Here is a 26,454-nt window from a genome sequence, read left to right as displayed (position 1 = left end):
GATGGAACACAAAGGAACTGCAAATTTAGAAACAGAGAGACTTATTTTAAGAAAATTTATGAAAGAAGATGCAGAAGCATTTTTCAAAAATTGGGCTAATGATTCAAATGTAACTAAGTTTTTGAGATGGAAACCGCATGAAAATATTGAAGTTACTAATTTGATTTTAGACGAGTGGATAGAAAATTATAATGACTTAAGTTTTTACCAATGGGCAATTGTTTTAAAAGACATAGAAGAGGTGATAGGCTCTATCTCTGTAGTAAAGATAGATGAAAAAATAAGTAATTTCCATATAGGATATTGTATAAGTGAGAAGTGGTGGAATAAGGGAATTACTAGTGAGGCATTTACAAAAGTTATTTCTTTTTTATTTGAAGAAGTTGGAGCATTGAGGATAGAATCTCAGCATGATCCTTTAAATATAGGTTCCGGAAAGGTTATGGAGAAGTGTGGACTTTTTTATGAGGGCACACTTAGAAATGCTGACTGGAGTAATAGAGGAATAGTGGATGCAAGTATGTATGCAATATTAGCTGAAGATTATTTTACGAACAAATAAAGTTAATATTAGATTTAAAATAACTAATTAATTTTTAGTTACTTTTTATTTTTAGCAAAACTTCCGCAAAAATACTACATTAAAATGAATTATATAAACAATTAAAAAACAAGTTGATAATTATTATCTATTAGTTTATAATCTTAAAAGTGTTCACAAAACAATAATTAAAATTATCGATAATATTAATGGACTTTGAAAACAAGGAGATATATATGACACTTATAATAGGAATGATTTTAACATTGGCAATTATTTTTGGTGCCAAAGATTTTATAAAGAAATATCCTGTAGCTAGCTACTTGATTTCTTTAATATTTTCGATAGCAGTAATTTACTTAGTTTATACAGAAACAGCTAAGATGCTTCCAGAATGGTTTGGAAGATACTTCTTAGAAACTTTTGTAAGAGGCGTTTTTGCAACAACCATATTTATGGTAGTTATGTTTTTAGGATGTGTTAGAAAGCACACTCCACTTACAAGAAAGCTTATGGAGATAAGAGCTGAACTTTCAATTATAGGATGTATATTTGCATTAACGCATAATGTAATTTTTGGTAAGAGATACTTTGTATGGCTTTTAATGGATAGATCTCAATTCCAAACTACAAATCAATTAGTTGCAGCAATAATTTCTGCAATATTAGTGGTATTGATGTTAATATTGATGATTACATCTTTTAAATGTGTGCGTTCAAAGATGTCAGCTATAACTTGGAAGAATGTTCAAAAATTGGCATACCCATTCTTTTATTTAATCTATGTTCATATAATGGTACTATATGCTGCTAAGTTTAATGAAAAAATTCTTGATATAGCAATTTATACAATCATATACTTAACATACACAGCTTTACGTTTAAAGAAAGCAAATTCAAAGATGTCTCGTTAGTGAGACATCTTTTTTATTGTTTAAATATATTATTTGAGGGGTTATTCTAATTAAGAATGTGATAAAATTTTAATTAAATAATTAGTGAAGAGGTTTATAATGAAAATAATGGTGAGTGCTTGTCTTTTGGGAGAAAATTGCAAGTATAACGGTGGAAATAATTTAAATCAAGAATTAAAAAATTTTTTAAAGACTCATGAAGTTATAAAGGTATGTCCTGAGGTTATGGGTGGGATTTCAACTCCAAGAGTACCTGCTGAAATAGTGAGTGGAGAGGTTATAAATAGAGAAGGTCAGAGTGTTGATTTTGAATTTAGAAATGGTGCATTAAGAGCTTTAGAAAAAGCTTATGAAAATAGAGTAGATTTAGTTGTATTACAATCAAGAAGTCCAAGTTGTGGTGCTAAAGAAATATATGATGGAACTTTTTCTGGCAAGCTAATAGAAGGCAAAGGAATTTTTGCTAGGCTATTAGAGGAAAATGGTTTTAATGTAATAGATGTAGAAGACTTTTCTCGTTTAAGATTAGGAGGAAAAGATGATTAAGTGTCTGATAGTTGGATTAGGAGGATTTATAGGAAGTATTTTAAGATATTTAATCGGCTTGCTACCAATAGGGAGTAAAATTAATTTTCCTTTAAAGACTTTAATAATAAATATAGTTGGTTCATTTATAATAGGAACTGTGGTAGCTATAGCATTAAAAGATAAAGAAGTTAGCGAAGAACTTGCACTATTTTTAAAAGTAGGAATTTGTGGTGGGTTCACAACTTTTTCGTCTTTTGCATTTGAAAGTTTTGATTTATTTAATAAAGGTGAATTTATAGTGGTACTTAGCTATATTTTAATCAGTGTAGTTTTTAGTATACTGGCAATTGCTTTGAGTCAGTATTTAATAATTAGATAGTATTTTGAGTAGAAGACAAAGGTCTTCTACTTTTTTTTAATAAAATTACTTAAAAAGTTTGACATAATGGTAAAATTGTAATAGAATTATTTACAGATAATTTATCATAACAAGTGCAACATAAATAAACTCATAGCTAATCAGCTGTGTTAATATGTAAGTGACCAAACAAAACATATTAAAAGGAGTGATTAACTATGAGCTATAACCATCTTACCATAGAAGAAAGATCTTGTATTTACCAATTTTTAAATTTAGGAATGAGTATAAGGAAAATTGCACAAGCACTTAAAAGGTCACCTAGTACAATATCTAGAGAAATTAAAAGAAATTCATCTAAGATAAAAGTTAGTAGGGGAAGTTACACTAAGTACTTTCCGATAAAGGCAAATGATAAATATATTGATAGAAGAAAAGACTGCCATAGAAAAAGTAAATTTTCTAAAGATGTTATTGATTATTTAACTGTAAAGATTAACGAACATTGGTCCCCTGAACAAATATCAAATAGAAACACAAATGAGATTCATGAATTACCATCTACATCAACGATATATAGAATGATACACGCCAAAAAGCTGCCAAAAACTAGTATGAAAAATTTGAGAAGAAAAGCTAAATTTAAAAGGCCAGCAGAAAAAAGAGGAAAATTCAATGATAAAGGTAGAACAATTAAGAAAAGACCTAAAGAGATATACAGAAGGCAAGAATTAGGCCACTGGGAAGCAGATACAGTGGAATCAGGCAGATTAGATCATAAAAGGAAAAGTAGATGTTGTTTCGTAACTTTAGCAGAAAGAAAATCTAGATATTATATAGCAATCCTAGTTGAAAATAGAAAGTCGGAAAGCGTAACACCAGCAATAATAAATGCATTAAAAGATTATCCAAAAGAATTAGTAAAAACAATAACCTTTGATAGAGGTAAAGAATTTTCAGAATTTGAGAAAATAGAAAAAGAATTAGGATGCAAAACTTATTTTTGTGATCCCTATTGTGCATGGCAAAAAGGTACAAATGAAAATAGTAACGGACTTTTGAGGGAGTTTTATCCTAAGGGTATGGATTTATCAGAAGTGAATATTGATGAATTAAATTATAACTTAAGTTTAATGAATAATAGACCTAGAAAATGTATAAAATATAAAACACCTAAAGAAGAACTTTTTGGTCTCTTACCATAGGTGTTGCATTTGATTTGACAATTCGTCTACATAAAAAAATTGAAATAAATCGGAGGGTTAAAATGACTTTTGAAGAATTAAAAAATTTAATTTGTGAAAATTTTGGAAATGATATGGATGAGATTACTGAAAGTGCTAACTTACAAGAGGATTTAGGTTTAGATTCTTTAGATGCAGTTGAACTTTCAATGGCAATTGAAGAAAAATACAATGCAGAAATTCCAGATGAAGATTTTGCAAAATTCATAACTGTTGGAGACGTTTTTAAATATATTAACGATAAAAACTAATGGAAAAGTACTTAGAGTTTACAAAGAGTTTATTAAAAGAGTTTGATAATTCAAAAACTAATTTTTTTGAAATCAATGTGGAGAATTATTCTTTAAAGCTAAAAAAAGAAGGTTCTAAAATTTTTAATGCTGAAGAGTTTGAAACAGAAATCGAAACAATTACAGCTAAAAATGAAATTAAAGAATCAAAAGTTGAAAATATTTCTTTAGAGGAAATTAAAGCTCCATTGGTTGGTGTATTTTATTCTGCTAAGGATCCTGAGTCAAAACCATTTGCGACTGAGGGAGATAATATCAAAAAAGGTGATGTGATTTGTATTCTTGAATCGATGAAGATGATGAATGAAATCAAATCTCCTTTTGATGGGATTATTAAAGAAGTTTGTTGCAAGAATGAAGAGCTTGTGGAGTTTGAACAAGTGCTTTTTATCTTGGAGAAAATATAGATGATAAAAAAATTGTTGATTGCAAATCGTGGTGAAGTCGCATTAAATATTTTAAGAAATTGTAGGGAGTTAGGTATAAAGACTGTTGTTGTCTATTCGAATGTGGATAGAGAACAGCCTGCTGTCTACCTGGCTGACGAAGCAATATGCATTGGAGAAGCAAAGAGCCAAAGTTCATATTTAAATCAATCAAATATTTTGATGGCGGCATTGGAAACGGGCTGTGATTCAATTCATCCTGGATATGGATTTTTATCTGAAAATGGGGATTTTGCGGATAAAGTAGAAAAGTGTGGTTTAAAGTTGGTCGGCCCTAGTTCCAAAGTAATGAAACTTATGGGAGATAAAATTTCCTCTAAAAATCTTATGATAGAGAATAGCGTGCCAACTGTACCAGGATTTAATAGAAAAATAGAAAATAAAGAAGAATTAATTGATATAGCTTCTGAAATAGGATTTCCAATTCTCTTAAAAGCTTCTGCTGGCGGAGGTGGAAAGGGAATGAGAAAAGTTTCAAAAGATGAAGATTTAGTTTTTGCTTGGGAGATGACTAGAAAAGAAGCTATGTCATCTTTTTCAAACGACAGCATATATATTGAGAAATTTATTGAAAATCCTAGACACATAGAAGTGCAAATTTTGGCTGATGCTTATGGGAATGTAATACATTTATTTGAAAGAGAATGTAGTTTACAGAGGAATAACCAAAAAATTTTGGAAGAGAGCCCATGTAATTTTCTAAGTGAAGATTTATTGAGCGAGATAAGAAATGCTGCAGTTAAATGTGCTAAGGCATGTAAGTATGAAGGCGCGGGAACGGTTGAGTTTATAGTTGAAGAGAGTGGTAATTTTTATTTTATGGAAATGAATACCAGGCTTCAAGTTGAACATTCTGTTACCGAGATGGTTACTGGAATAAATATTGTCAAAGAGCAATTAAAAATAGCATCAGGATTGCCGCTTTCTATAACACAAGAAGATGTGAGAAAAGAAGGGCATTCAATAGAGGTGAGAGTAAATGCACAAAATCCTTTATTGGATTTTCAACCTCAGTGCGGAGAAGTTACTTTTTATTTACCGCCCGGAGGTATGGACACTAGATTTGAATCTTCTCTTTACAAGGGGGCTAAAATCTTGCCTTACTATGACCCTATGATTGCAAAGCTTATAGTAAAAGATAAAACCAGATTGGGTGCTATAAAGAAGTTAAGACGAGCGATAGAAGAGACCATTATTGATGGAATAAAAACTAATTTGGGATTTCAATATGCAATACTACACGACAAAGATTTTATTAGAGGCAAAATAGATACTGGCTTTTTGAAGAGAAAGGAAGAGACTCTTCTTGAAGCGATGAGGCATGTGGAAAAAGGTGAGTAGATGGGAAGTTTGAGTAAGAGAAAAAATCTACTGGATATTGTGCGTAAAGTTAGAATTCCTCATTCAAAGAATAAAATAAGTAAAGATATACCTGACCTGTTTAAGGCTTGTAAAAAGTGTAAGAAAGCAGTTGAAATAGAAAAGTTAAAAGAGAATTTGTATGTATGTCCAAATTGTGGCGAGCATATGAAAATTCGTGGGATAGAAAGGTTTAACTATCTTTTTGAGGATGATTATACTAATTTAAATTTTAATTCTAAAATTTTAGATCCTATTTCTTTTCTAGATTACAATGAGTTGCGAGATGAACAGAAGAAAAAAACGGGTTTGGAAGAAGCAATTTCTATTGCAAAGGGCAAGATTGGAGATATTGAAACTGTAGTTGCTGTTTTGGAACAAGACTATTTGATGGGAAGTTTGGGAACTTATGTGGGTGAAGAGATAACTTCCATGTTTGAGTATGCGATTGAAGAAAAATTGCCTGTTATAATTTTTTCTTCAAGTGGAGGAGCGAGAATGCAAGAGGGAATATTTTCGTTAATGCAGATGGCGAAGACAGCAGCTGTAATAAATGAGTTTTCAAAACACGGACTACTTTATATAAGTATACTAACTCATCCGACTATGGGAGGAGTGAGTGCGAGTTTTGCAGGATTAGGGGATATTATAATTGGCGAGCCGAAGGCTTTAATAGGTTTTGCTGGGCCGAGAGTAATAGAGCAAACTGTAAGGCAAAAATTGCCTGAAGGATTTCAAAGAGCAGAAAAGCTTGAAGAGTGTGGTTTTATAGATTTTATTTGTTCAAGAAATAAGCAAAGAGAAGAGCTGTATAAAATTTTAAAGTTACATCAAAAGACGGGGGCAAGATATGAGTGTATATGAAATTGTAAAGAATGCGAGATCGGAAAAGAGAGTTAGAACTAAGGAAATAATTGAAAATATTTTTGAAGATATAATTTATTTAAAAGGGGATCGCAATTTTGGCGATTCTCATTCTATTATTGGGGGAATTGGTAGTTTTGAAAACACTCCAATAACATTTATAGGAATAGAAAAAGGAAATGGAATAGAAGATAGTTTAAAAAGAAATTTTGGAATGCCAATGCCGGAAGGTTATAGAAAGAGCATGAGGCTAATGAGACAAGCTGAAAAGTTTAGAAGGCCTATTATAACATTTGTAGACACTCCTGGAGCATATCCAGGGATAGATGCAGAAGAGCGTGGACAATTTGAAGCAATAGCAAGTAGTTTGAAGCTGATGTCTTCATTAACTGTGCCTGTAATAGCATTTGTTATAGGAGAAGGAGGCTCTGGTGGTGCTTTGGCACTTTCTGTAGCTAACAAAATATATATGTTTGAAAATGCAATTTATTCCATACTTTCACCTGAAGGGTTCGCATCTATATTATGGAAAAATTCTAATTTAGCTGATAAAGCTGCAGAGGTTATGAAGATAACGTCTAAGGATTTATACGAATTTGGAATAGTGGATGAGATAGTGAGAGAGAGAAACAACTTGCCTGATTATATGCAGATAAAAAAGCTTATAGCTGAAGAATTAAGTAGGACTAATTTTATGACGGCTGAAAGTTTGCAAGAAGAACGTTATGAAAAGTTTCGAAAGATAGGGAGATAGGATGGGATTAAAATTTTTAGACATAAAGAAAATAGACTTGGAAAACAAAATTGAAAATGAATATTTCACAAAAATTTTAGACACTTCTGATGAGTGGATAAAGAGTAGAACTGGAATAAGTTCAAGATATTTTGCTAAAGAATCTGTTTCTGATATGGCTGTAGAGTTGGCTAATAAACTGAATTTTGATAGAGAAAAAATAAGACTTGTATTGGTAGCGTCTTTTACATCGGAGAGAATATTGCCATCAGTTGCTGGATTAATAAATGAAAAGCTAAATTTAAATGAGAATTGCCTCTCAGCTGATATAAATATGGCCTGCACAGGATTTGTCGGTGCAATGATTTTGGCGGAAAGATTTTTAAGAGATGGAGAGTGTGCAATATTAATTGCTGCTGAAAAAATTTCAAGCGTATTAGATTTCTCTGATAGAACAACGTCTGTATTGTTTGGAGATGGATGTGCTGGAGTTGTTGTTGAGAAAAATAATAAATTATGGGTTACAGATGAAAAGACTTACGGAGATGAAAAAGCTCTTTCTATGAGAAAAGGTGAATTTGTAAGTATGCAGGGAAAAGATGTATATAGATTTGCGGTAGACAAGGTTCCAAAGTCAATAGAAAAGCTTTTTGAAGAAAGTGGCATAGAAAAAGAAGATATCGACCATGTCTTTGCTCATCAAGCAAACATAAGAATTTTGGATCAAATTTCAAGTAAATTAGATTTAGACATAGATAAATTTATGGTTAATGTAGATAAGCATGGAAATACATCTGCGGCTTCTGTGCCTATATTACTGGCTGAGAAAAAAGAATTTTTAAAAGACGGAGACAAAGTTATTTTTTCTGCTTTTGGAGCGGGACTTAGTATTTGTTCGGTGTTGATGGAGTGGTAATTTGAATATTAACAATTTATTAGATATAAAATATCCTATTTTACAAGGTGGAATGGCACATGTTGCAACCGGAGCATTTGCAGCGTATGTATCAAATGCCGGAGCAATGGGGACTATAGGGTCAGGTGGAATGACACCAGAGATATTAAAAAGAGAAATTGAAATATGTAAGTCTAATACAGATAAGACATTTGCAGTCAATTTGATGATGTTAAGGCCTGACATAGAAGAGATGGTTGAGGTGATAGTTGAATCTGGGGTCAAGGTAGTGACAGTTGGAGCAGGTAGTCCAAGTAAGTATATGGAAATTTTTGAGAGAGAGAAGATAAATGTTTTGCCGGTTATCTCATCTCCAGTTCAAGCTAAGAGACTATCTAAGTTTCCACTTCAAGGAATAATAGCTGAAGGAATGGAAGCAGGAGGGCATATAGGAGAAATGACATCCATGGTCTTAGTGCCTCAAGTGAAAAATGAGGTTGATATTCCAATAATAGCAGCGGGTGGAATTGGTTCTGGAAGTCAGATGTTAGCTGCGGAAATTTTAGGTGCTGTTGGAGTTCAAATAGGGACGGCATTTTTATTTACGGAAGAATGCCCAATACATGATGAGTATAAAAAATCGCTGTTAAAAGCCAATGCATCGAAAGTTACAACTGTAGGGAATATAAATGGCTTGCCAATGAGACTATTGAAGAACAATATGACCAGAGAGTATAAAAATCTTGAAAAGAATGAATCTAATATAGAGGTTTTAGAAATTTTCACTGTAGGCAGACTCAGAAAGGCAGTAGTGGAAGGTGATATTAAAAATGGTTCTTTAATGACGGGATATACTGTTGGTCAGTTTGATAAATTGATGCCGGTTAAAGATTTAGTTGAGAACCTTATGGGTGAATATGAAGAGGCTAAGAGATGTCTATTAAAATAAAAGAAAAATTTATGAACATTCCAATAGTTCAAGGTGGAATGGGAATAGGAATTTCAATGGGAGAACTTGCGGGTGCAGTTGCAGCCGAAGGCGGAATGGGAACAATATCTTTTGTGAACTGTGGTTATAGAGAAAGTGACTTCTTAGAGAATTCTATTGATGCCAACAAGAGAAGTTTTATAAATGAAGTTGAAAAGGCAAAAAAAATTTCAAAAGGCAATGGCATAATAATGGTTAATATAATGCACGTTGTAAACAATTTTGAAAACTATTTAAAATTTATAAATGATACAGATGTTGATGGTGTTGTAGTGGGAGCGGGTCTTCCTTTAGAATTGCCTGAATACATAGATAGTAAAAAAATAATTGCACCGATAGTATCCTCTGCAAGAGCTCTGAATTTAATTTGTAAAAAGTGGTTGAAAAAGTATGATCGGAGACCGGATTTTATAGTTTTTGAAGGACCTGAAGCTGGAGGACACTTGGGATTTAAAAGAGAAGAGTTGAATATTGACATCTTTGAAGAACTAAAAAGGATTATAGATGTAAAAAAACAATTTGAAAAAATTCATATTCCAGTGTTCATTGGAGGTGGATTTGGGACTAAGAACAGAATTTTAGAAGCACTTAAAAAAGGTGCTGATGGAGTTCAAATAGGAACGGGATTTTTATTTACAAAAGAATCTTCGCTAGAAGATATAGCTAAACAAACTTTGCTATCAACTAAGGAAAGGATAGTTGAAGTTATACAAAGTCCAGTTGGATTACCTGCACGAGCGTTGAAAACTGATTTTGTAGATTTTACATCTAAAAATAGATGTCCGGCAAAGCGTTGTTTAAATTGTATCTCAACTTGCGTTCCTTCAACTACACCTTATTGCATAAATGAAGCTCTTATACGAGCGGTGAAAGGCGACTTGAAAAACGGATTATTTTTTTGTGGAACAGATGTGAAAAATATAACTGAAATATTATCTGTTAAAGAGTATATAAAAAATATTTTGGGAGGAAGAGATGAGTAAAACAGCATTAGTTTTTGGTGGGCAAGGCTCTCAATATTCGGGTATGGGATTAGAATTATTTGAAAAATATCCTGTCGTATCTGATATTTATGGAGTCTTAGGAGAAAATTTAAAAGAAATTTCATTTCATGGAGAGATTGAAGAAATTTCAAAGACAGAAAATCTTCAACCCATAATGGTTGCGTTCCAATTGAGCACAATTAAACTTTTAGAAAAAGAAATTAAAATAGATGCGACTTGTGGATTGAGCTTGGGAGAATATTCAGCGCTTGTTGCAAGTGGTGTAATTGATAATAAGGATGCTATAGAGCTTGTAAAGAGTAGGGGAATGGAGATGCAAAAAGCTTCAGACTCTATAGAAAGTGCTATGGTAGCAGTTTTGAATGCAAGCGAAGAATATTTGAGAGAGATTGTAGAAAAGGATACATTAAAAGGAAAAGTATTTATAGCCAATATAAATAGTTCAAAACAAATTGTAATATCTGGTGAAAAAGAAAGCATAGAAAAATTAAGGGATATTTTAAAAGCTGATGGAATAAAAGCCATTCATTTAAAGGTGAGCGGAGCATTTCATACGCCATTTATGGAGAGTGCAAATTTAAATTATGTTAAGTCGCTGCAAAAAGTTGATTTCAAAGAACCAAAATTAGATTATTATCCTAATTTGACAGGAGAAAAGTATGCTGGAGAAAAAATGGTTGAACTGCTATGCAAGCAGATAGTGTCTCCGGTTCTATTGTTTAAGACTTTGAAGAACATGGTGGATGATGGAGTAGATAAGTTTATTGAAATAGGCCCTGGAAATGTTATTTCATCAATAATAAAAAAAGAATTTAAAGATGTGACTGTAGAAACACTTAAAAATGATAAGGAAATAATAAATTATATTGAGAGGTAGAGATGGAAGATAAAAAAATTGCATTAGTTACTGGAGCGACAGGTGGCATAGGAAGTGCTATAGCAAGAGATTTAAAAGCTCAAGGATATTCATTAATAATACATGGAAACTCAAATTTGGAAAAGTTGGAAAATTTAAAGTATGAACTTGGAGAAGATGTCTATACAGTTGTAGGAGACTTATCAAAATTTGAAGTGTGTGAAAAAATTGCAAAAGAATGTCTGGAAATAGCTGGACATTTAGATGTATTGGTAAATAATGCAGGAATAACTAAGGACAACTTAATACTTAGAATGACGGACGAAGATTTTATAAAAGTAGTGGAAACTAATTTGAACAGTGCTTTTTATTTGACTAAGTTATTCTGTAAATCGATGATAAAAAATAAGTATGGAAGAATAATTAATATAACATCAATTAGTGGAGTGCACGGAAATGCGGGGCAAGCTAATTATTCATCTGCAAAAGCAGCTATGATAGGACTAACAAAAGCCACAGCTAAAGAGTTGGCTTCAAAAAATATTTTAGTAAATGCAATAGCTCCGGGATTTATTGAAACTAAGATGACAGACAAACTTGGGGATTCAACTAAAGAAAAAATATTAACTGAAATACCTCTTAGAAGAATAGGACAGCCTGAAGAGATTGCAAAAGTTGTAAGCTTTTTAGCTTCAGAGAGTGCAAGTTATATAACAGGTCAAGTTATAAATGTTGACGGAGGAATGGGAATATGAGAAGAGTAGTGGTTACTGGAATAGGGATAGTCTGCCCTATAGGAAATGATAGAGACTCAGTAGTAGAAAATATTAAAAATAAAATATGTAGTATAGATAAGATAACACATTATGATACAATAGAGCGAGAAGTTAAACTTGCCTCAGAATTAAAAGATTTTAACGTGGATGAACATTTTGACAAAAGAGAACAAAAGAGATTAGACAGAGTCAATCAATTGGGAATAGTGGCAGCAAGAAGAGCTTTAAAAGATTCTAACTTGACGATTGAAGAAGTTGAAAAGATGAATGTTGGGGTCTATGTAGCTTCTGGAATCGGTGGACTTGGAACAATTGAAAAAGAACATGAAAGAGGAATGAAGAGAGGATTTGACAAGGTTAGTCCATACTTTATTCCAATGGCAATCTCTAATCTAACAGCATCAAATATCGCCATGGATATACATGCTCATGGATCATGCCAATGTCATGTGACAGCATGTGCTAGTTCTACTAATGCAATAGGAGAGGCGTTTAGAGATATAAAACATGGCTACGAGGATATTATTTTTGCTGGCGGAAGTGAGGCAAGTATAACAGAACTTGGCATAGGTGGATTTACATCTATGAAGGCACTTTGTACTTCAGAAGACCCTACAAGAGCATCAATTCCTTTTGACAAAGACAGAAGTGGATTTGTAATGGGAGAGGGAGCTGCAATATTGGTTCTAGAAGAATTGGAACATGCCAAGAGTAGAAATGCCAATATTTTAGCTGAAATAGTAGGATATAGCACAAACTGTGATGCATACCATATTACATCACCATCTCCGAATGGAGAGTATGCTGCTAAGGCTATGGCAGCTGCAATAAAAGAAGCTGGAATAAAAGAATCAGAAGTTGACTATATAAATGCCCACGGAACTTCCACAGAGCTAAATGATAAATACGAAACTGCGGCGATCAAAAAAGTTTTTGGAGCCGATACTGATGTTTTAGTATCATCTACAAAATCTCAAATAGGGCATTTGCTTGGAGCATCAGGAGCCGTTGAAACATCTATCAGTATATTTTCTATGAATGAAAATATTCTTCCTCCATTGGTGAACTATAAGAACTTGGATGAAGATTGTGACTTGAATTTTGTAACTGATGTTAAAGAATATAAAGCTAACTATATATTAAAAAATTCTTTGGGATTTGGCGGACACAATGCCACTTTGATAGTGAAGAGGTATTGATTATGAAGTTGAATTTCGAAGAAATAAAAAATATTCTACCACATAGGTATCCATTTCTAATGGTAGATAGAATAATTGAATTAGAAGAGGGTAAAAGTGCTATAGGGATTAAGTGCGTGAGTGGAAATGAACCATATTTTCAAGGACATTTTCCGAACTATTCAGTAATGCCGGGCGTATTACAAGTTGAAACAGTTGCTCAAGTTGGAGCAGTGGCGCTTTTATTAAATGAAAAGGGAAAGAATGTATTTCTTGGAGGAATAAAAAAGGCTAGGTTCTATAGACAAATTGTTCCAGGAGATGTACTTGAAATTCATTGTGAAATAATAAGTAAAAGAGGAAATATAGGCTTTGGCGAAGGCTACATAATTGTCGGAGAAGAGAAAGTTATGAGTTGTGAAATATCCTTTGCAATTGCCTAAAATATTAGGGGGATATTATGTTAAATGAGAAGTTTTCAGAAGTTTATGATAAGTTTAAGTTGAATTTATATAGATAATTTATCATAACAAGTGCAACATAAATAAACTCATAGCTAATCAGCTGTGTTAATATGTAAGTGACCAAACAAAACATATTAAAAGGAGTGATTAACTATGAGCTATAACCATCTTACCATAGAAGAAAGATCTTGTATTACCAATTTTAAATTTAGGAATGAGTATAAGGAAAATTGCACAAGCACTTAAAAGGTCACCTAGTACAATATCTAGAGAAATTAAAAGAAATTCATCTAAGATAAAAGTTAGTAGGGGAAGTTACACTAAGTACTTTCCGATAAAGGCAAATGATAAATATATTGATAGAAGAAAAGACTGCCATAGAAAAAGTAAATTTTCTAAAGATGTTATTGATTATTTAACTGTAAAGATTAACGAACATTGGTCCCCTGAACAAATATCAAATAGAAACACAAATGAGATTCATGAATTACCATCTACATCAACGATATATAGAATGATACACGACCAAAAAGCTGACCAAAAACTAGTATGAAAAATTTGAGAAGAAAAGCTAAATTTAAAAGGCCAGCAGAAAAAAGAGGAAAATTCAATGATAAAGGTAGAACAATTAAGAAAAGACCTAAAGAGATATACAGAAGGCAAGAATTAGGCCACTGGGAAGCAGATACAGTGGAATCAGGCAGATTAGATCATAAAAGGAAAAGTAGATGTTGTTTCGTAACTTTAGCAGAAAGAAAATCTAGATATTATATAGCAATCCTAGTTGAAAATAGAAAGTCGGAAAGCGTAACACCAGCAATAATAAATGCATTAAAAGATTATCCAAAAGAATTAGTAAAAACAATAACCTTTGATAGAGGTAAAGAATTTTCAGAATTTGAGAAAATAGAAAAAGAATTAGGATGCAAAACTTATTTTTGTGATCCCTATTGTGCATGGCAAAAAGGTACAAATGAAAATAGTAACGGACTTTTGAGGGAGTTTTATCCTAAGGGTATGGATTTATCAGAAGTGAATATTGATGAATTAAATTATAACTTAAGTTTAATGAATAATAGACCTAGAAAATGTATAAAATATAAAACACCTAAAGAAGAACTTTTTGGTCTCTTACCATAGGTGTTGCATTTGATTTGACAATTCGTCTATAAAAATATGTTTCATAATTTACAAGACAGAGAAGCGACTTTAACTGCTACAGAAACATTTACTATAGAGGTTATACATGCTTTAAAAAGACCGAGAGTTAGTGACTTGACAGAATTTTTGGAAATGTCTCATCCGAACATAGCTTATAAAATAGCCTCATTAGTTAAAAAAGGCTATCTTAAAAAGATTCAATCTAAAGAAGATAAGAGAGAATTTTATTTAGAAGTAACTCAAAAGTTCTATGACTACTATGAGATAAAAGAAGAGTATGTAAATGTGGTTATGGAGAGATTAAAAGAGAGAATTGGCGAAGAAGATAGCAAGAAATTAGAAGCCTTACTCACTATAATGAGTGAAGAATTGATGCCAGAGGTAACTAATTTTATATCTAGACAAGAACAAAATAAATAAATCGAAAAAGACGTCTTAATTTAAAAATTAAAACGTCTTTTTTATTTAAGTAATTTAATTATAATGATGATTAGTCTTTTAAAATTTCTAAAAGATAATTTCTAAATTCAGAACCTAACTCCTTATCTTTTAGAGCATACTCAACTGTGGCCTTTAGATATCCAATCTTTGAACCGGTATCAAATCTTTTTCCAGTAATTTTTTGACCTAAAATCTTTTCGTAGTTTAAAAGTTCTAACAATGCATCTGTGAGTTGGATTTCTCCGCCATGACCTGGCTTGGTGTGAGATAGAATTTCGAATATCTTAGGTGTGATTACATATCTACCTATTATGGCGAGATTTGAAGGAGCATCTTCTACTTTTGGTTTCTCAACCATATCCACAATATCATCATTTAAAAGTTTTACTATACCGTATTTACTAACATCATCCTTATCAACTTCCAAAAGACCTATTACACTATTACCTGTTTGGTTAAATTTTTCAATTAAAGATTTTGACGCATTATCTTCTAAATCTATTATTTCGTCTCCAAGCAAAAGTAGAAATGGCTCGTTAGATACGAATGATTTTGCACAATTTACAGCATGACCAAGTCCTAAAGCTCTATGTTGTCTTATAAAATGAATTTTAGCAAGTGAGTTTAATTCATTTATTCTATATAGCTCTTCAAATTTTTCTGTTTCTTTTAACTTTGATTCAAGCTCGATATTAGAATCAAAATAGTCTTCGATAGAGTTTTTGTTTCGACCTAAAATTATTAAAATTTCTTCTATTCCAGCTTCTACAGCTTCGCGAACTATATATTCAATGTTTGGAGTGTCTATTATTGGCAACATCTCTTTGGGAACGGCTTTTGTGAATGGTAAAAATCTTGTCCCCAGACCAGCTGCAGGAATTATAGCTTTTTTTATTTTCATAATTCACCTCTTGGTTTATAATACAACAAAGCACAAATCTTTTAAAGTTTTAAGAATTCATAGTATAATGATATAAGAGGTGGAATATGAGACCTACAAGGGAAAAAGCATTAGAATTATTAAAAGAATACACTAAGACAGATGCGCTTATAACTCATGCATTACAAGTTGAAGCTGCGATGATGGAATTTGCAAAAATGTTTGGAGAGGATGAGGAACTATATGGCATAGTTGGCTTATTGCACGATATAGACTATGAAAAATATCCAGACGAACACTTAAAGGTTGCTCCAAATATTTTAAGAGAAAACGATATAGATGAAGATATAATACGTGCTGTACTTTGCCATGGATATGGAATGTGTACCGATATAAAACCAGAAACTAATATGGAAAAGTCGATTTATACAGTGGATGAATTAACAGGCATTATAAATGCTTGCTGTTTATTAAGACCTTCTAAATCCGTTCTTGATTTAAATTTAAAATCTGTAAATAAAAAGTTTAAAGATAAAAAATTTGCAGCAGGTTGTGATAGAGAAGTTATACTTAGCGGATGTGAAATGTTAGGTATGGATAAAAACGAAGTTATTGAACACACTATTAAAGGTCTTCAAGACAGAGCTGAGATAGTCGGCTTAAAGGGAGAGCTCTAAGGAGATACTATGTTTAAAATTTTAGTAGTAGACGATGAACCTAAAATAAGAGAAGTAATAAAAACTTATGCTGAATTTGAAGGCAATGAAGTCATCGAAGCAGAAGATGGATTAGAAGCTATAGAAAAAGCAAAGTCCGATAAATTTGATGTCATAGTAATGGATATAATGATGCCTAAATTAGATGGCTTCTCAACATACAAGGAAATAAAAAAAATAGCAGATATTCCAGTGTTGATGTTATCTGCAAGAGGTGAAGAATACGATAAACTATTTGGTTTTGAAATAGGGATAGACGATTATGTTGTAAAACCATTTTCTCCAAAAGAGTTAATGGCTAGATTAAATGTAATTGTAAAAAGACATCAAAAGACAATTGAGAATGAAACATTAGAATTTGAAGGTTTAAAAATAGATTTAGATGGCAGAGATGTATATGTTGATGGTGAAAAGGTAGATTTGACACCAAAAGAATATGATTTGTTGGTCTATCTTGCAACAAATGAGAATATAGCCCTATCAAGGGACAAACTATTATCCAAAGTTTGGGGATATGATTTTTACGGAGATGATAGGACTGTAGATACTCACATAAAAATGCTTAGGAATTCAATAAGAGATTATAGAAAGTTTATAATTACAGTGAGAGGAACGGGCTATAAATTTGATACATCAGAATTTGAATAATAAAGTATTAGACAAAAAGAGCATGATGTTTAACTTTTGGAAATATTTTATGCTCTTTGCAGCTGCAATTCTATTAGCTCTATGGTTGTTTCAAATTGTATTTTTAAATAGATTTTATGAAACTATGAAAATTAGAGAAGTTACAAAGACAGGAGATTCTCTAAAAAATGAATTTAAAAATAAAAATTTTGAAAATATAATTTTAAATTATTCTCAAAACAAGGGGATGAACATAGAAGTTATAGATGAGGAAGGCTACTTAGTCTATCCACTAAATTGGGTGGAAGTTATAATGAACCCAAGAGTGTTGGATGAAAGAGGTTTTGAAGAATTTTTTGAAAATGTCGGACCTGGCAAAAAAACATATAGAGTAACACTTAAAAAGTTTAAGTATTTGGAAAATTCATCAATAGTTTATGGTGGATACTTAGGCAAGGAAAGTGGTAAAGATCACTACGTTCTAATAAAGACAAATTTAGAACCGGTGGATTCTGCTGTAGACATATTGAAAAATATATTGTTAATAGTATTGGGACTTTCTTTTGCGCTTTCCGTTATCTTGTCTTACTTTATCTCTAAAAGATTGTCTAGACCACTTGTAGAAATGTCTAAAACAGCTAGAAAACTGGGGAAAGGGAATTATGAAGTCAACTTCAAGTATGGAGATTATACAGAAATAAATGATCTTTCAAAGACTTTAAACTATGCTACTAATGAGTTGACGAAAACTATTGAGATGAGAAAAGACTTAATAGCAAATGTAAGCCATGATTTAAAAACTCCACTTACAGTAATAAAATCGTACGCTGAAATGATAAGGGATATTTCTGGAAGTAATGAAGTTTTGAGAAATGAACACATAGATATAATTATTTCTGAATCTGATAAATTGACACAACTCGTAAATGATTTGTTAGATATCTCTAAGATTGAATCATCTCTAGAAAGTGCTAAAAGAGAGAGAGTAGACTTGGTAGAGTTGTCTAAGAATGTGATAGATAGATTTACAGTTCCGTCAAATGTAATAGAGTTGGCAACTAATGGTGAGTGTGTAATTTTTGCAGACAAGAGAAGAATAGAACAAGTAATATACAACTTTATAAGTAATGCTTTAAAGTATACTGGCAAAAATAAAAAAATCCTAATCAAAATTGTCGAGGATGGAGATTTAGTGGTATTTAATTGCATAGACAACGGTGTTGGAATTGCAAAAGAAAATATAGATTCTATATGGAACAGATTTTATAGAATAAGAGATAACCATACTAGACCTAGGGTCGGAACCGGTCTTGGACTTCATATTGTAAAGAGTATTTTAGAAATCCATCAGTATGAATATGGAGTGGAGTCGGAAGTAAACAAAGGGTCAAGATTTTATTTTAAAGCTAAAAAATATAAATAATTTTAAGTATTAGAAAAGCCTAAAGGTCAACAAAAGGGACCTAAGGCCTTTTTTTAATTGGGAGCAAAATAAGATGGATATAAACAAAAAAATGATGTAGAATAGAGGTAAGTGGAAGATAGTGGTTTGAAGTGGTATATAATGGTGCGAAATGTTAATTGGTGAATACAGACATACCTTGGATGCAAAGGGAAGGGTTATTATACCTTCTAAATTCCGAGACGAATTAAAGGACAATTTCATTATTACCAAGGGTTTGGACAACTGCCTTTTTATTTATCCAAAAAGTGAATGGATAAAAATAGAAGACAAGTTGAAAGAACTACCTTTGACTAACAGAGATGTAAGAAGTTTTGTGAGAACTTTTTATTCTGGTGCAGTTGATGAGTCATTGGATAAACAAGGTAGAGTTGTTATACCGCAATCACTACGTAATCACGCAAGTATTGAAAAAGATGTTGTAATTATAGGAGTTAGTACAAGAGTTGAAATCTGGAGTACAGAAAATTGGGATAATTACAACGATTCATTAGGATTATCATACGAAGACATAGCTGAAAAAATGCAAGAATTGGGGATTTAAAAATGATAGAGTTTGCTCACAAGTCTGTTTTATTAGACGAGACAATAGACCTTTTAAATGTAAGAGAAGGTGGAATATATATAGACGGCACTATAGGTGGAGCAGGGCATTCTCGTGAAATCCTAAAACGTATCGGAGAAACTGGATTACTTATAGGAATAGATCAGGATACAAATGCTTTGAAGAAAGCAGATTCAGTTTTAAGAGAAGTTGGGGATAACTACAAACTTTTTCATGCTAATTATAAAGAATTTGAAAACATTTTAGATGAACTCAATATAGATAAAGTAGACGGAATTTTACTTGATTTGGGAGTTTCTTCTTATCAGTTCGACGAAGGGGATAGAGGATTTTCATATAACTATGATGCAAGACTAGATATGAGAATGGACCGTTCTTCGAGCTTGAGCGCTTGGGAGATAGTGAATGAATATTCTAAAGAAGAACTTACCAAGATAATTAGGGACTATTCCGAAGAAAGGTTTGCATCTAAAATAGCGGATAAAATAGTAAAAAAGAGAAGTATAAAAACTATAGATACAACTTTTGAATTGGTCGATATAATAAAAGAGTCAATACCTATGAAGTTTAGAATTAAAGGCGGACATCCTGCTAAAAAGACTTTTCAAGCTTTGAGAATTGAAACAAATGATGAACTTGGAGTATTGAGAAGTGCTCTTGATAGAATGATAAATAGATTGAATTCAAAGGGAAGAATGGCGGTTATATCTTTCCACTCTCTTGAGGATAGAATTGTAAAGGAAACTTTTAAATACAGATTTTTAGACTGTATATGTCCTCCGGAAAGTCCGATATGCACTTGTAATAAGAAGAGAGAAATTGAAATCATTACAAGAAAGCCAGTAGTAGCTACAGAAAAAGAATTGGAAGAGAATAATAGAGCACACAGCGCTAAGTTGAGAGTGGCAGAAAAAATATAGAGGTATTGCATAGATGTCTGATCAAAGAAAATTTAGGCAGGTAAAATTAAATAGTAGACAATTAAAGGTCAAAAAAAGAAAAAATTTGGCAAAACCATTGTATATGACAATTGCAATTGTTATTATAATGTTCTTAGGGGTTTCTATAGCTTATTCTCACCTATCAAGTATAGATAAGGAGATTATGGCAAAAGAAAAAGAAATTTCTGATTTAAAAAAGACTAAATTAGCTTTAGAAGCTGAAGTAAAAGGAATAAAAAGTTCTGCCGAAATACAAGATGAAGCAATGTATAAATTGGGAATGGTTTATCCATCACAAGAACAAATTGTTTACGTCGATATAAGTGAAAATAAAAAACAGTTAGATGTTAATAACAATGTTTTTTTGAGTCCAATTTTGTCGGTGCTCAAATCCTTTACCAAGGATTAGGGGGAGTATAATTGAAAGTAAAATTAAAAAGAGCTCGTGAGATTAATGGTTCACAAAAAAATGTGAATTTTAAGATATTTGTAATTTTTCTCGGGATGGCTCTTTTCTTTTGTATAATAATAATTAGATTACTCTACATAAATATAGTAAGAGGAGAAGAGTTGACAAGGAAAGCTCTAAACCAATTGACTAGTACAGAAGTCGTACAAGCTGATAGAGGTATAATCTATGACAGAAATAACAAAGAACTTGTAGTGAACATTACAAAATCAAATGTTTATTACAATATGGATTTTAAAAAGGGCGATAAATACACAGAAAAAGAAATAGCTGAAAAGAAAAAGAAGGTTGAAAAACATTCTCTTGAAATAGCAAAAGTATTAAAAGTCCCTCAAGCTGAAATAAAAAAGAAATTTGTTGGTGATAAGGTAGTTCAAATAGCATCTAATGTAGATAGAGATAAAGCCAATGAATTAAGAAATTTAAAAATAGAAAAATTATCAATAGATGATGTACCAAGAAGATTTTATCCTAACGGTAGTGTATTATCTGAGGTTTTGGGTTTTGTAACAGATGATGGAAATGGACAATATGGTCTGGAATCAAGTTACGATACTGCAATGAGTGGAATAGCTGGTAAAAATATATCTATAAAGGCTAATACACGTATGCAAATACCTTTAACTGATGAAGAATCTTATGCTCCAAAAGAAGGACAGAATTTAATTTTAACTATTGATGATAATATACAGAAATTTGCTGAAGAAGCTGCTGAAAAATCTAGAGTAAAACACAATGCCGAAGAAGTGAATATAATAGTTCAGAGTACCAAGAGCGGCGAAATCCTAGCCATGGCATCTGCGTTAAGCTATGATGCTAACAATCCTAAAGCTCCTGTTGGAGATGAACAAAAAAAGGATTGGGACATGCTTACACAAGATGAAAAAACCGTAGCTTGGTACAAAAACTGGACGAATTTCAATGTGAGTTCTCAATATGAACCCGGTTCAACTTTTAAGTTGATTACTGCAGCTGCTGGTCTTGAAGAAGCAACAACTTATCCGTTGAAAGAGTACCATTGTCCAGGTCAAATAAAATTCTTCGATAGAGTTATAAAATGTTCTTCGAAGAGTAGTGGTACAAAAACTATGCAACAAGCTCTTGTGGAGTCTTGTAATATAACACTTATGAAAATGGCCGAAGAGTTAGGGCCTGAAAGATTTTATAAGTATGTAAAAGCATTTGGATTTGGAGAAAAAACTGGAATAGATCTTCCAGCAGAGGCATCAGGCTCTATACCAAATAATTATAAGGATATCTCAGCCATAAGACTTGCTACTATGAGTTATGGGCATGGTATAGCAGTAACACCAATACAACTTATAAATTCAGTTTCTGCTATAGCAAACGGTGGAGATTTAAAAATACCAAGAGTTGTAAAAAGATTAGAGGACAGAAACAAAAATGTCTTAAAAAAATACGATTCAGTATCTAGAAGAAAAGTAGTTTCAGCGGAAACTTCAAAGAAAATGTTAGATATAATGTATAAGGTCGTTGAAGAAGGTACTGGTAAAAATGCTAGGGTAGAAGGGTATAAGATTGGCGGGAAGACTGGTACAGCATACGTTCCATCAAAGGCCGGTGGATATGAAGATGAATATATTTCTTCATTTGTAGGAGTAGCTCCTATAGACAACCCTGAAATTACTGTGTTAGTAGTTGTTCAAAAACCTAAGGGAGACTTTTTTGCGGCAACTGTTGCTACGCCGGCTGCTCAAGAAGTTTTAAAAAATTCTTTGGAATATTTAGGGGTTGAAAAAACTCAGCCTGTAGAGAAAAAAGAAAAATCTGACGAGCAAATATTAGTTCCTAATTTTAAAAATATGCTGGTAAGCGATGCAGGAAAAGAGTTAGTAAGCCTAGGACTAAAGTTTAATACTAATCAAAATTCATTGTTTGATGCAAGCATAGTTATAAAACAAGAGCCAAAAGCTGGAAGTTTAGTAAAACCAGGCTCAATAGTAGACTTATACGTTTCAAGCAGCAAAGAAAAATATATGCCTGATTTAGTAGGTAAGAGCAAGGAAGAAATAGAATTAGTTTTAAAAGCTTTGGATGTGAGCTATAATATAAACGGAAATGGTGTGGTTTTAGGACAAACCATAGCTCCGGGCACTAAATTAGGTGTTGATAGTAAAGTTGAATTTGAAATGAGTAATAGTGATGATAAATTAAATGCCAAGTTAGATGATAAAGGTGACAGTAATAAATCTGATAAAGTTGAAGATAAAAATCAAACTAAGGATAAAAAATCAAATTCAAATAGTAAAAAAACTGAAAATTCAAAAAAAATAAAAAAACTGAAAAGAAGGACAATAAAAACAGTTAAATCTGTGAGGTAGGTTAAATGCAAAGTATCAAAAATAATTTGTGGCTGATAATTGTGTGTATTGCAGTCGCATATGCTTTTCCGATTTGGGGAGCAATATCTATAGTAGTTTCAATAATATTAGGTCATTATTTAATACCTATTTTAAGACGTTTAAAAGCTGGACAGGCAATTAGAGAGGATGGGCCTCAAACGCATTTGGTAAAGAGCGGGACTCCTACGATAGGAGGAATAATATTTTTATTCACCGTTATAATAGTGAATGTGTTGGCTAGAAATTTAAATTTAGACTCTCTTATGATATTATTTTCAACCTTGGCATTTGGTGCAGTTGGATTTATTGATGACTATATAAAAGTTGTAAAAAAGAGAAACTTAGGTCTTACAGCTAAACAAAAACTTTTACTACAGATATTTGTAGCAGTGGTACTTTTGGTCTATCAATATAGTGGTGAAGCAGGCGCTACAGATATAATAAATCCTTTTACAATGAATAGAATTAGTTTACCTATGATATTGTATGTTCCTTTTATAATATTTGTAGTTGTGGGAACTGTTAATTCAGTAAATTTAACTGATGGATTAGATGGACTTTCAAGTGGAGTAACTATAATTTGCATGGCATTCTTTGGAATTGTTGCATATAAATTACAAAATATCGGAATAGCTTTATTCTGTTTGATATTTGTAGGAGCACTAATAGGATTTTTATTCTACAATAAATATCCTGCGAAAGTATTTATGGGAGATACTGGTTCTTTAGCGCTTGGAGGTGCTGTTAGTGCCATAGCAATTCTATTAAACTTGCCTTTGATTTTACCGATTGCAGGGGGGATTTATTTTATAGAAACTCTATCTGTAATAATTCAAGTAATATCATTTAAGACAACTGGAAAGAGAGTTTTCTTGATGTCTCCACTACACCACCATTTTGAACAACTTGGTTGGAAAGAGACAAAAGTAGTAAAAACTTTTTACTTTGTAGAGTTAGTTCTATGTTTGATTTCGTATTTTATGATTTTTGGATGGTGATATAAATGATAAACAATATATTAATACTTGGAATGGGAATAAGCGGAAAAGCAATTTATAAAGAGTTGAAAAAGAGAGATATAGATGTATTTGTGTATGATGACAATAAAGACAATTTAAAAGAATATGAAGAAATCTTTAAATCTCTTGATGAAAACAAAATTGAATTAATTGTAAAAAGTCCGGGAATTAAACCAACAAATGATATTTTGGTTGAAGCCAAAGAGAAAAATATAGAAATAATAACAGACTTAGAATTATTTTATATGTTATCAAATAAAAACATAGTGGCGATAACTGGAACGAATGGAAAGACAACAACAACATCTTTGATAGAATCTATATTAGGTCTTGAATATAAAGCTAAGGCTGTTGGTAATATAGGTGTTGGAGTAATGGATGTGGTGGATGAAGAATTAGATTATGTAGTTATAGAGTCAAGTTCATTCCAATTAAATGATGTTAAAACTTTTAAACCACATATTTCGGTTATAACGAATATCACACCAGACCATTTAGATTGGCATGGAAACTTTGAAAATTATAGAGATGCCAAATTAAATATATTAAAAAATCAAGACGAATCAGATTATGCCGTCTTAAATTACACTGATGAAATCCTAAATAAAGTGAACTCAAAAGCAAAAATATATTATTTTTCAATTAAAGACCATGGATTGAAAGGTACTTTTGTAAAAGATGGAAGTATTTATTTCAGGGACGATAAAGAAACTAAAGTTTTTGATTTAAAAGATTTAAAACTTTTAGGAGATCACAATTTAGAAAATGTATTAGCAGCTGTTTGTGTTTCTGAGATTGCAAATGTGAAAACGGAGTCTATTCAAAAAGCTTTGAGTGAATTTGCTGGCGTTGAACATAGACTTGAATTTGTAAAAGAAGTTAGAGGAGTTAAATACTTCAATGATTCCAAGGGAACTAATCCGGCTTCAACTATAAAGGCGGTTGGGTCATTTGATGGTAACTTGATCTTAATAGCAGGTGGATATCAAAAGAATGCTGATTACACTGAATTACTTCAAATTGCAAAGGATAAATTAAAAGCTCTTATCTTGTTAGGAGAGACTAAACACGATATAGAAAGAACGGCAAATAAACTTGAAATAGAAAGTACATTGGTACAAGATTTAGAAGAAGCAGTGTCTTTAGCTAAGGATATAGCTGTTGAGGGAGACAATGTTTTGTTAAGTCCTGCTTGTGCTTCGTGGGATATGTATAGTTCTTACGAAGAGAGGGGAACTCACTTTAAAAAGTTGGTGATGAATTTAAATGAAGAAATATAAAGAAGCTCTCAAGTCTTTGGACTTGGGTCTTTTTATAACAATACTTTTGATGATAGGTATTGGACTTATAGCTGTGACGTCAGCGTCTTATCCAGTAGGATCCAAATCATTTGGAGATGGTCTTTATTTTGGTAAGAGATACTTCACATTTATGATTATAGGCTTTATGGGAATGCTTATAGCTTATAAATTCCCAAGAGAATTTTTCAAAAGATATTCTTTTGTGTTATTTTGCATAACTATAATTTTAGTGTTGATGTTGTTTATACCAGAGTTTACAAAATCATCTCGTGGTTCTGGTAGATGGCTTAAACTACCTTTAATACCTATTAAACTTCAACCTTCAGATTTTGTTAAGATATCTTCGATATTATATATGGCAAAAGTGCTTTCTGAAAATAAATACAGAATGTATAAAAATGAAGTGTTTATAAAGATAGTTGCTATAATAGGATTTGCGGTATTACCTATAATGTTAAAGGACTTATCAACAGGACTTGTAATAGGTGCGACTTTGATGTTTATGTACATAGTGGGTGGAATATATATGCACCAGTTCGTAACACTTGGTGGAATAGGTGTAGCTGTATTAATACCCATGGTGCTTAAGTATTCATACCGTCTTGAAAGAATTTTAGGGTTTTTAAATAGTTCTGAAGGAAGTTTGGATCAGAACTACCAAATAAATCAATCTCTTTATGCAATAGCTATGGGAGGATTTGGAGGAGTGGGATACTTCCACTCAAGACAAAAATATTTCAATTTAGCAGAAGCTCACAATGATTTTATTTTTTCTGTAATATGTGAGGAATTTGGTTTTATAGGTGGTATATTTGTAGTAGCGCTATTCTTTATATTTGTATATAAAGGATTTAAGATTGCAAGTAAGACTAAAAATAACTATGATAAGTATGTGGCTGTGGGATTGACTTCTTATATTGGGCTACAGGCCATTATAAATATAAGCGTTGGAGTTGGTGTTTTCCCTGTAACAGGAATCACTTTACCTTTTATTTCATATGGAGGTACAGCTCTTATGATGTCAATGGTAGCAGCTGGATTCTTACTTAAAATATCAAAGGATGTGTAAAT

The 26,454-nt window shown here is 31.9% G+C and carries 29 protein-coding genes and 1 pseudogene; 29 read left to right on the top strand and 1 reads right to left on the bottom strand.

Annotation, left to right across the window (positions count from 1 at the left end; genetic code table 11):
* The first annotated feature begins 1 nt into the window (after nucleotide 1).
* From B8869_RS04205 to B8869_RS04115, 19 genes and pseudogenes are all read left to right on the top strand, one after another.
* On the top strand, nucleotides 2–562 hold the full coding sequence (locus tag B8869_RS04205; protein ID WP_084230465.1) for a GNAT family N-acetyltransferase: 561 nt from the start codon (nucleotides 2–4) through the stop codon (nucleotides 560–562).
* Nucleotides 563–777: 215 nt separating this feature from the next.
* Entirely contained in the window at nucleotides 778–1,455 is a 678-nt protein-coding gene (locus B8869_RS04200; protein ID WP_084230464.1) for a hypothetical protein, read from the top strand.
* A gap of 99 nt (nucleotides 1,456–1,554) precedes the next feature.
* Nucleotides 1,555–2,001, top strand: coding sequence for a 2-thiouracil desulfurase family protein (locus tag B8869_RS04195; RefSeq protein ID WP_084230463.1), 447 nt, complete (start codon nucleotides 1,555–1,557; stop codon nucleotides 1,999–2,001).
* Nucleotides 1,994–2,362, top strand: coding sequence for a fluoride efflux transporter CrcB (gene crcB / locus B8869_RS04190; protein WP_084230462.1), 369 nt, complete (start codon nucleotides 1,994–1,996; stop codon nucleotides 2,360–2,362). Before B8869_RS04195 ends, crcB begins: the two co-directional genes overlap by 8 nt.
* A gap of 197 nt (nucleotides 2,363–2,559) precedes the next feature.
* On the top strand, nucleotides 2,560–3,546 hold the full coding sequence (locus tag B8869_RS04185; protein WP_084229742.1) for an IS30 family transposase: 987 nt from the start codon (nucleotides 2,560–2,562) through the stop codon (nucleotides 3,544–3,546).
* 62 nt (nucleotides 3,547–3,608) lie between these two features.
* Complete coding sequence (acpP, locus tag B8869_RS04180; RefSeq protein ID WP_084230461.1) at nucleotides 3,609–3,836, top strand: acyl carrier protein; 228 nt, start codon at nucleotides 3,609–3,611, stop codon at nucleotides 3,834–3,836.
* A complete protein-coding gene (locus B8869_RS04175; RefSeq protein ID WP_084230460.1) occupies nucleotides 3,836–4,282 on the top strand; it encodes an acetyl-CoA carboxylase biotin carboxyl carrier protein in 447 nt (148 codons plus the stop codon). Before acpP ends, B8869_RS04175 begins: the two co-directional genes overlap by 1 nt.
* Complete coding sequence (locus B8869_RS04170; RefSeq protein ID WP_084230459.1) at nucleotides 4,283–5,662, top strand: acetyl-CoA carboxylase biotin carboxylase subunit; 1,380 nt, start codon at nucleotides 4,283–4,285, stop codon at nucleotides 5,660–5,662.
* Entirely contained in the window at nucleotides 5,663–6,544 is an 882-nt protein-coding gene (locus tag B8869_RS04165) for an acetyl-CoA carboxylase carboxyltransferase subunit beta (protein WP_084230458.1), read from the top strand.
* Entirely contained in the window at nucleotides 6,531–7,298 is a 768-nt protein-coding gene (accA, locus tag B8869_RS04160; RefSeq protein ID WP_084230457.1) for a carboxyltransferase subunit alpha, read from the top strand. The genes B8869_RS04165 and accA overlap by 14 nt, the downstream gene beginning before the upstream one ends.
* A 1-nt stretch (nucleotide 7,299) precedes the next feature.
* Nucleotides 7,300–8,193: a beta-ketoacyl-ACP synthase 3 gene (locus B8869_RS04155; protein WP_084230456.1), complete on the top strand. Its 894-nt coding sequence runs from the start codon at nucleotides 7,300–7,302 to the stop codon at nucleotides 8,191–8,193.
* Nucleotide 8,194: 1 nt separating this feature from the next.
* Nucleotides 8,195–9,121: an NAD(P)H-dependent flavin oxidoreductase gene (locus B8869_RS04150; RefSeq protein ID WP_084230455.1), complete on the top strand. Its 927-nt coding sequence runs from the start codon at nucleotides 8,195–8,197 to the stop codon at nucleotides 9,119–9,121.
* Nucleotides 9,106–10,143, top strand: coding sequence for an NAD(P)H-dependent flavin oxidoreductase (locus B8869_RS04145; protein WP_084230454.1), 1,038 nt, complete (start codon nucleotides 9,106–9,108; stop codon nucleotides 10,141–10,143). The genes B8869_RS04150 and B8869_RS04145 overlap by 16 nt, the downstream gene beginning before the upstream one ends.
* Nucleotides 10,136–11,041 carry an ACP S-malonyltransferase gene (locus B8869_RS04140; protein ID WP_084230453.1) on the top strand — a complete coding sequence of 302 codons (906 nt, stop codon included), beginning with the start codon at nucleotides 10,136–10,138 and terminating at the stop codon, nucleotides 11,039–11,041. The genes B8869_RS04145 and B8869_RS04140 overlap by 8 nt, the downstream gene beginning before the upstream one ends.
* 2 nt (nucleotides 11,042–11,043) lie before the next feature.
* A complete protein-coding gene (gene fabG, locus B8869_RS04135; protein ID WP_084230452.1) occupies nucleotides 11,044–11,775 on the top strand; it encodes a 3-oxoacyl-[acyl-carrier-protein] reductase in 732 nt (243 codons plus the stop codon).
* Complete coding sequence (fabF, locus tag B8869_RS04130; protein WP_084230451.1) at nucleotides 11,772–12,995, top strand: beta-ketoacyl-ACP synthase II; 1,224 nt, start codon at nucleotides 11,772–11,774, stop codon at nucleotides 12,993–12,995. Before fabG ends, fabF begins: the two co-directional genes overlap by 4 nt.
* Before the next feature lie 2 nt (nucleotides 12,996–12,997).
* On the top strand, nucleotides 12,998–13,417 hold the full coding sequence (fabZ, locus tag B8869_RS04125; protein WP_084230450.1) for a 3-hydroxyacyl-ACP dehydratase FabZ: 420 nt from the start codon (nucleotides 12,998–13,000) through the stop codon (nucleotides 13,415–13,417).
* A gap of 174 nt (nucleotides 13,418–13,591) precedes the next feature.
* A pseudogene (locus tag B8869_RS12425) lies at nucleotides 13,592–14,578 on the top strand (IS30 family transposase).
* Between the two features lie 36 nt (nucleotides 14,579–14,614).
* Nucleotides 14,615–15,019 carry a MarR family transcriptional regulator gene (locus B8869_RS04115; protein ID WP_084230449.1) on the top strand — a complete coding sequence of 135 codons (405 nt, stop codon included), beginning with the start codon at nucleotides 14,615–14,617 and terminating at the stop codon, nucleotides 15,017–15,019.
* Nucleotides 15,020–15,089: 70 nt separating this feature from the next.
* Here the strand turns inward: B8869_RS04115 and galU are convergent, their stop codons facing one another.
* Nucleotides 15,090–15,941: a UTP--glucose-1-phosphate uridylyltransferase GalU gene (gene galU, locus B8869_RS04110; protein ID WP_084230448.1), complete on the bottom strand. Its 852-nt coding sequence runs from the start codon at nucleotides 15,939–15,941 to the stop codon at nucleotides 15,090–15,092.
* An 86-nt stretch (nucleotides 15,942–16,027) separates the two neighbouring features.
* Here galU and B8869_RS04105 point away from each other — a divergent pair, with 86 nt between their 5' ends.
* The 10 genes from B8869_RS04105 (at nucleotide 16,028) to B8869_RS04060 (ending at nucleotide 26,452) form a co-directional block, all read left to right on the top strand.
* On the top strand, nucleotides 16,028–16,597 hold the full coding sequence (locus tag B8869_RS04105) for an HD domain-containing protein (RefSeq protein WP_084230447.1): 570 nt from the start codon (nucleotides 16,028–16,030) through the stop codon (nucleotides 16,595–16,597).
* Nucleotides 16,598–16,606: 9 nt separating this feature from the next.
* Nucleotides 16,607–17,284 (top strand): response regulator transcription factor, encoded by a 678-nt coding sequence (locus B8869_RS04100; RefSeq protein ID WP_084230446.1) that lies wholly within the window; start codon nucleotides 16,607–16,609, stop codon nucleotides 17,282–17,284.
* The gene (locus B8869_RS04095) at nucleotides 17,262–18,686 is read left to right on the top strand and encodes a sensor histidine kinase (RefSeq protein WP_084230445.1); all 1,425 of its coding nucleotides are present in this window, start codon (nucleotides 17,262–17,264) and stop codon (nucleotides 18,684–18,686) included. Before B8869_RS04100 ends, B8869_RS04095 begins: the two co-directional genes overlap by 23 nt.
* Nucleotides 18,687–18,837: 151 nt before the next feature.
* On the top strand, nucleotides 18,838–19,269 hold the full coding sequence (mraZ, locus tag B8869_RS04090; protein ID WP_084230444.1) for a division/cell wall cluster transcriptional repressor MraZ: 432 nt from the start codon (nucleotides 18,838–18,840) through the stop codon (nucleotides 19,267–19,269).
* Nucleotides 19,270–19,274: 5 nt separating this feature from the next.
* A complete protein-coding gene (gene rsmH / locus B8869_RS04085; RefSeq protein ID WP_084231054.1) occupies nucleotides 19,275–20,210 on the top strand; it encodes a 16S rRNA (cytosine(1402)-N(4))-methyltransferase RsmH in 936 nt (311 codons plus the stop codon).
* Between the two features lie 13 nt (nucleotides 20,211–20,223).
* On the top strand, nucleotides 20,224–20,640 hold the full coding sequence (locus tag B8869_RS04080) for a septum formation initiator family protein (RefSeq protein WP_084230443.1): 417 nt from the start codon (nucleotides 20,224–20,226) through the stop codon (nucleotides 20,638–20,640).
* 11 nt (nucleotides 20,641–20,651) lie between these two features.
* A complete protein-coding gene (locus B8869_RS04075; protein WP_084230442.1) occupies nucleotides 20,652–23,042 on the top strand; it encodes a penicillin-binding transpeptidase domain-containing protein in 2,391 nt (796 codons plus the stop codon).
* A gap of 5 nt (nucleotides 23,043–23,047) precedes the next feature.
* The gene (mraY, locus tag B8869_RS04070) at nucleotides 23,048–24,061 is read left to right on the top strand and encodes a phospho-N-acetylmuramoyl-pentapeptide-transferase (RefSeq protein WP_084230441.1); all 1,014 of its coding nucleotides are present in this window, start codon (nucleotides 23,048–23,050) and stop codon (nucleotides 24,059–24,061) included.
* 5 nt (nucleotides 24,062–24,066) lie between these two features.
* A complete protein-coding gene (gene murD / locus B8869_RS04065) occupies nucleotides 24,067–25,362 on the top strand; it encodes a UDP-N-acetylmuramoyl-L-alanine--D-glutamate ligase (RefSeq protein ID WP_084230440.1) in 1,296 nt (431 codons plus the stop codon).
* Complete coding sequence (locus B8869_RS04060) at nucleotides 25,349–26,452, top strand: FtsW/RodA/SpoVE family cell cycle protein (RefSeq protein WP_084230439.1); 1,104 nt, start codon at nucleotides 25,349–25,351, stop codon at nucleotides 26,450–26,452. The genes murD and B8869_RS04060 overlap by 14 nt, the downstream gene beginning before the upstream one ends.
* Nucleotides 26,453–26,454 lie beyond the last annotated feature (2 nt).

It is taken from the genome of Peptoniphilus asaccharolyticus DSM 20463 (genome assembly GCF_900176115.1).
Lineage (GTDB): Bacteria > Bacillota > Clostridia > Tissierellales > Peptoniphilaceae > Peptoniphilus > Peptoniphilus asaccharolyticus.
The sequence above is the reverse complement of the archived record's forward strand: the minus strand, read 5'-3'. Positions and strand labels throughout refer to the sequence as shown.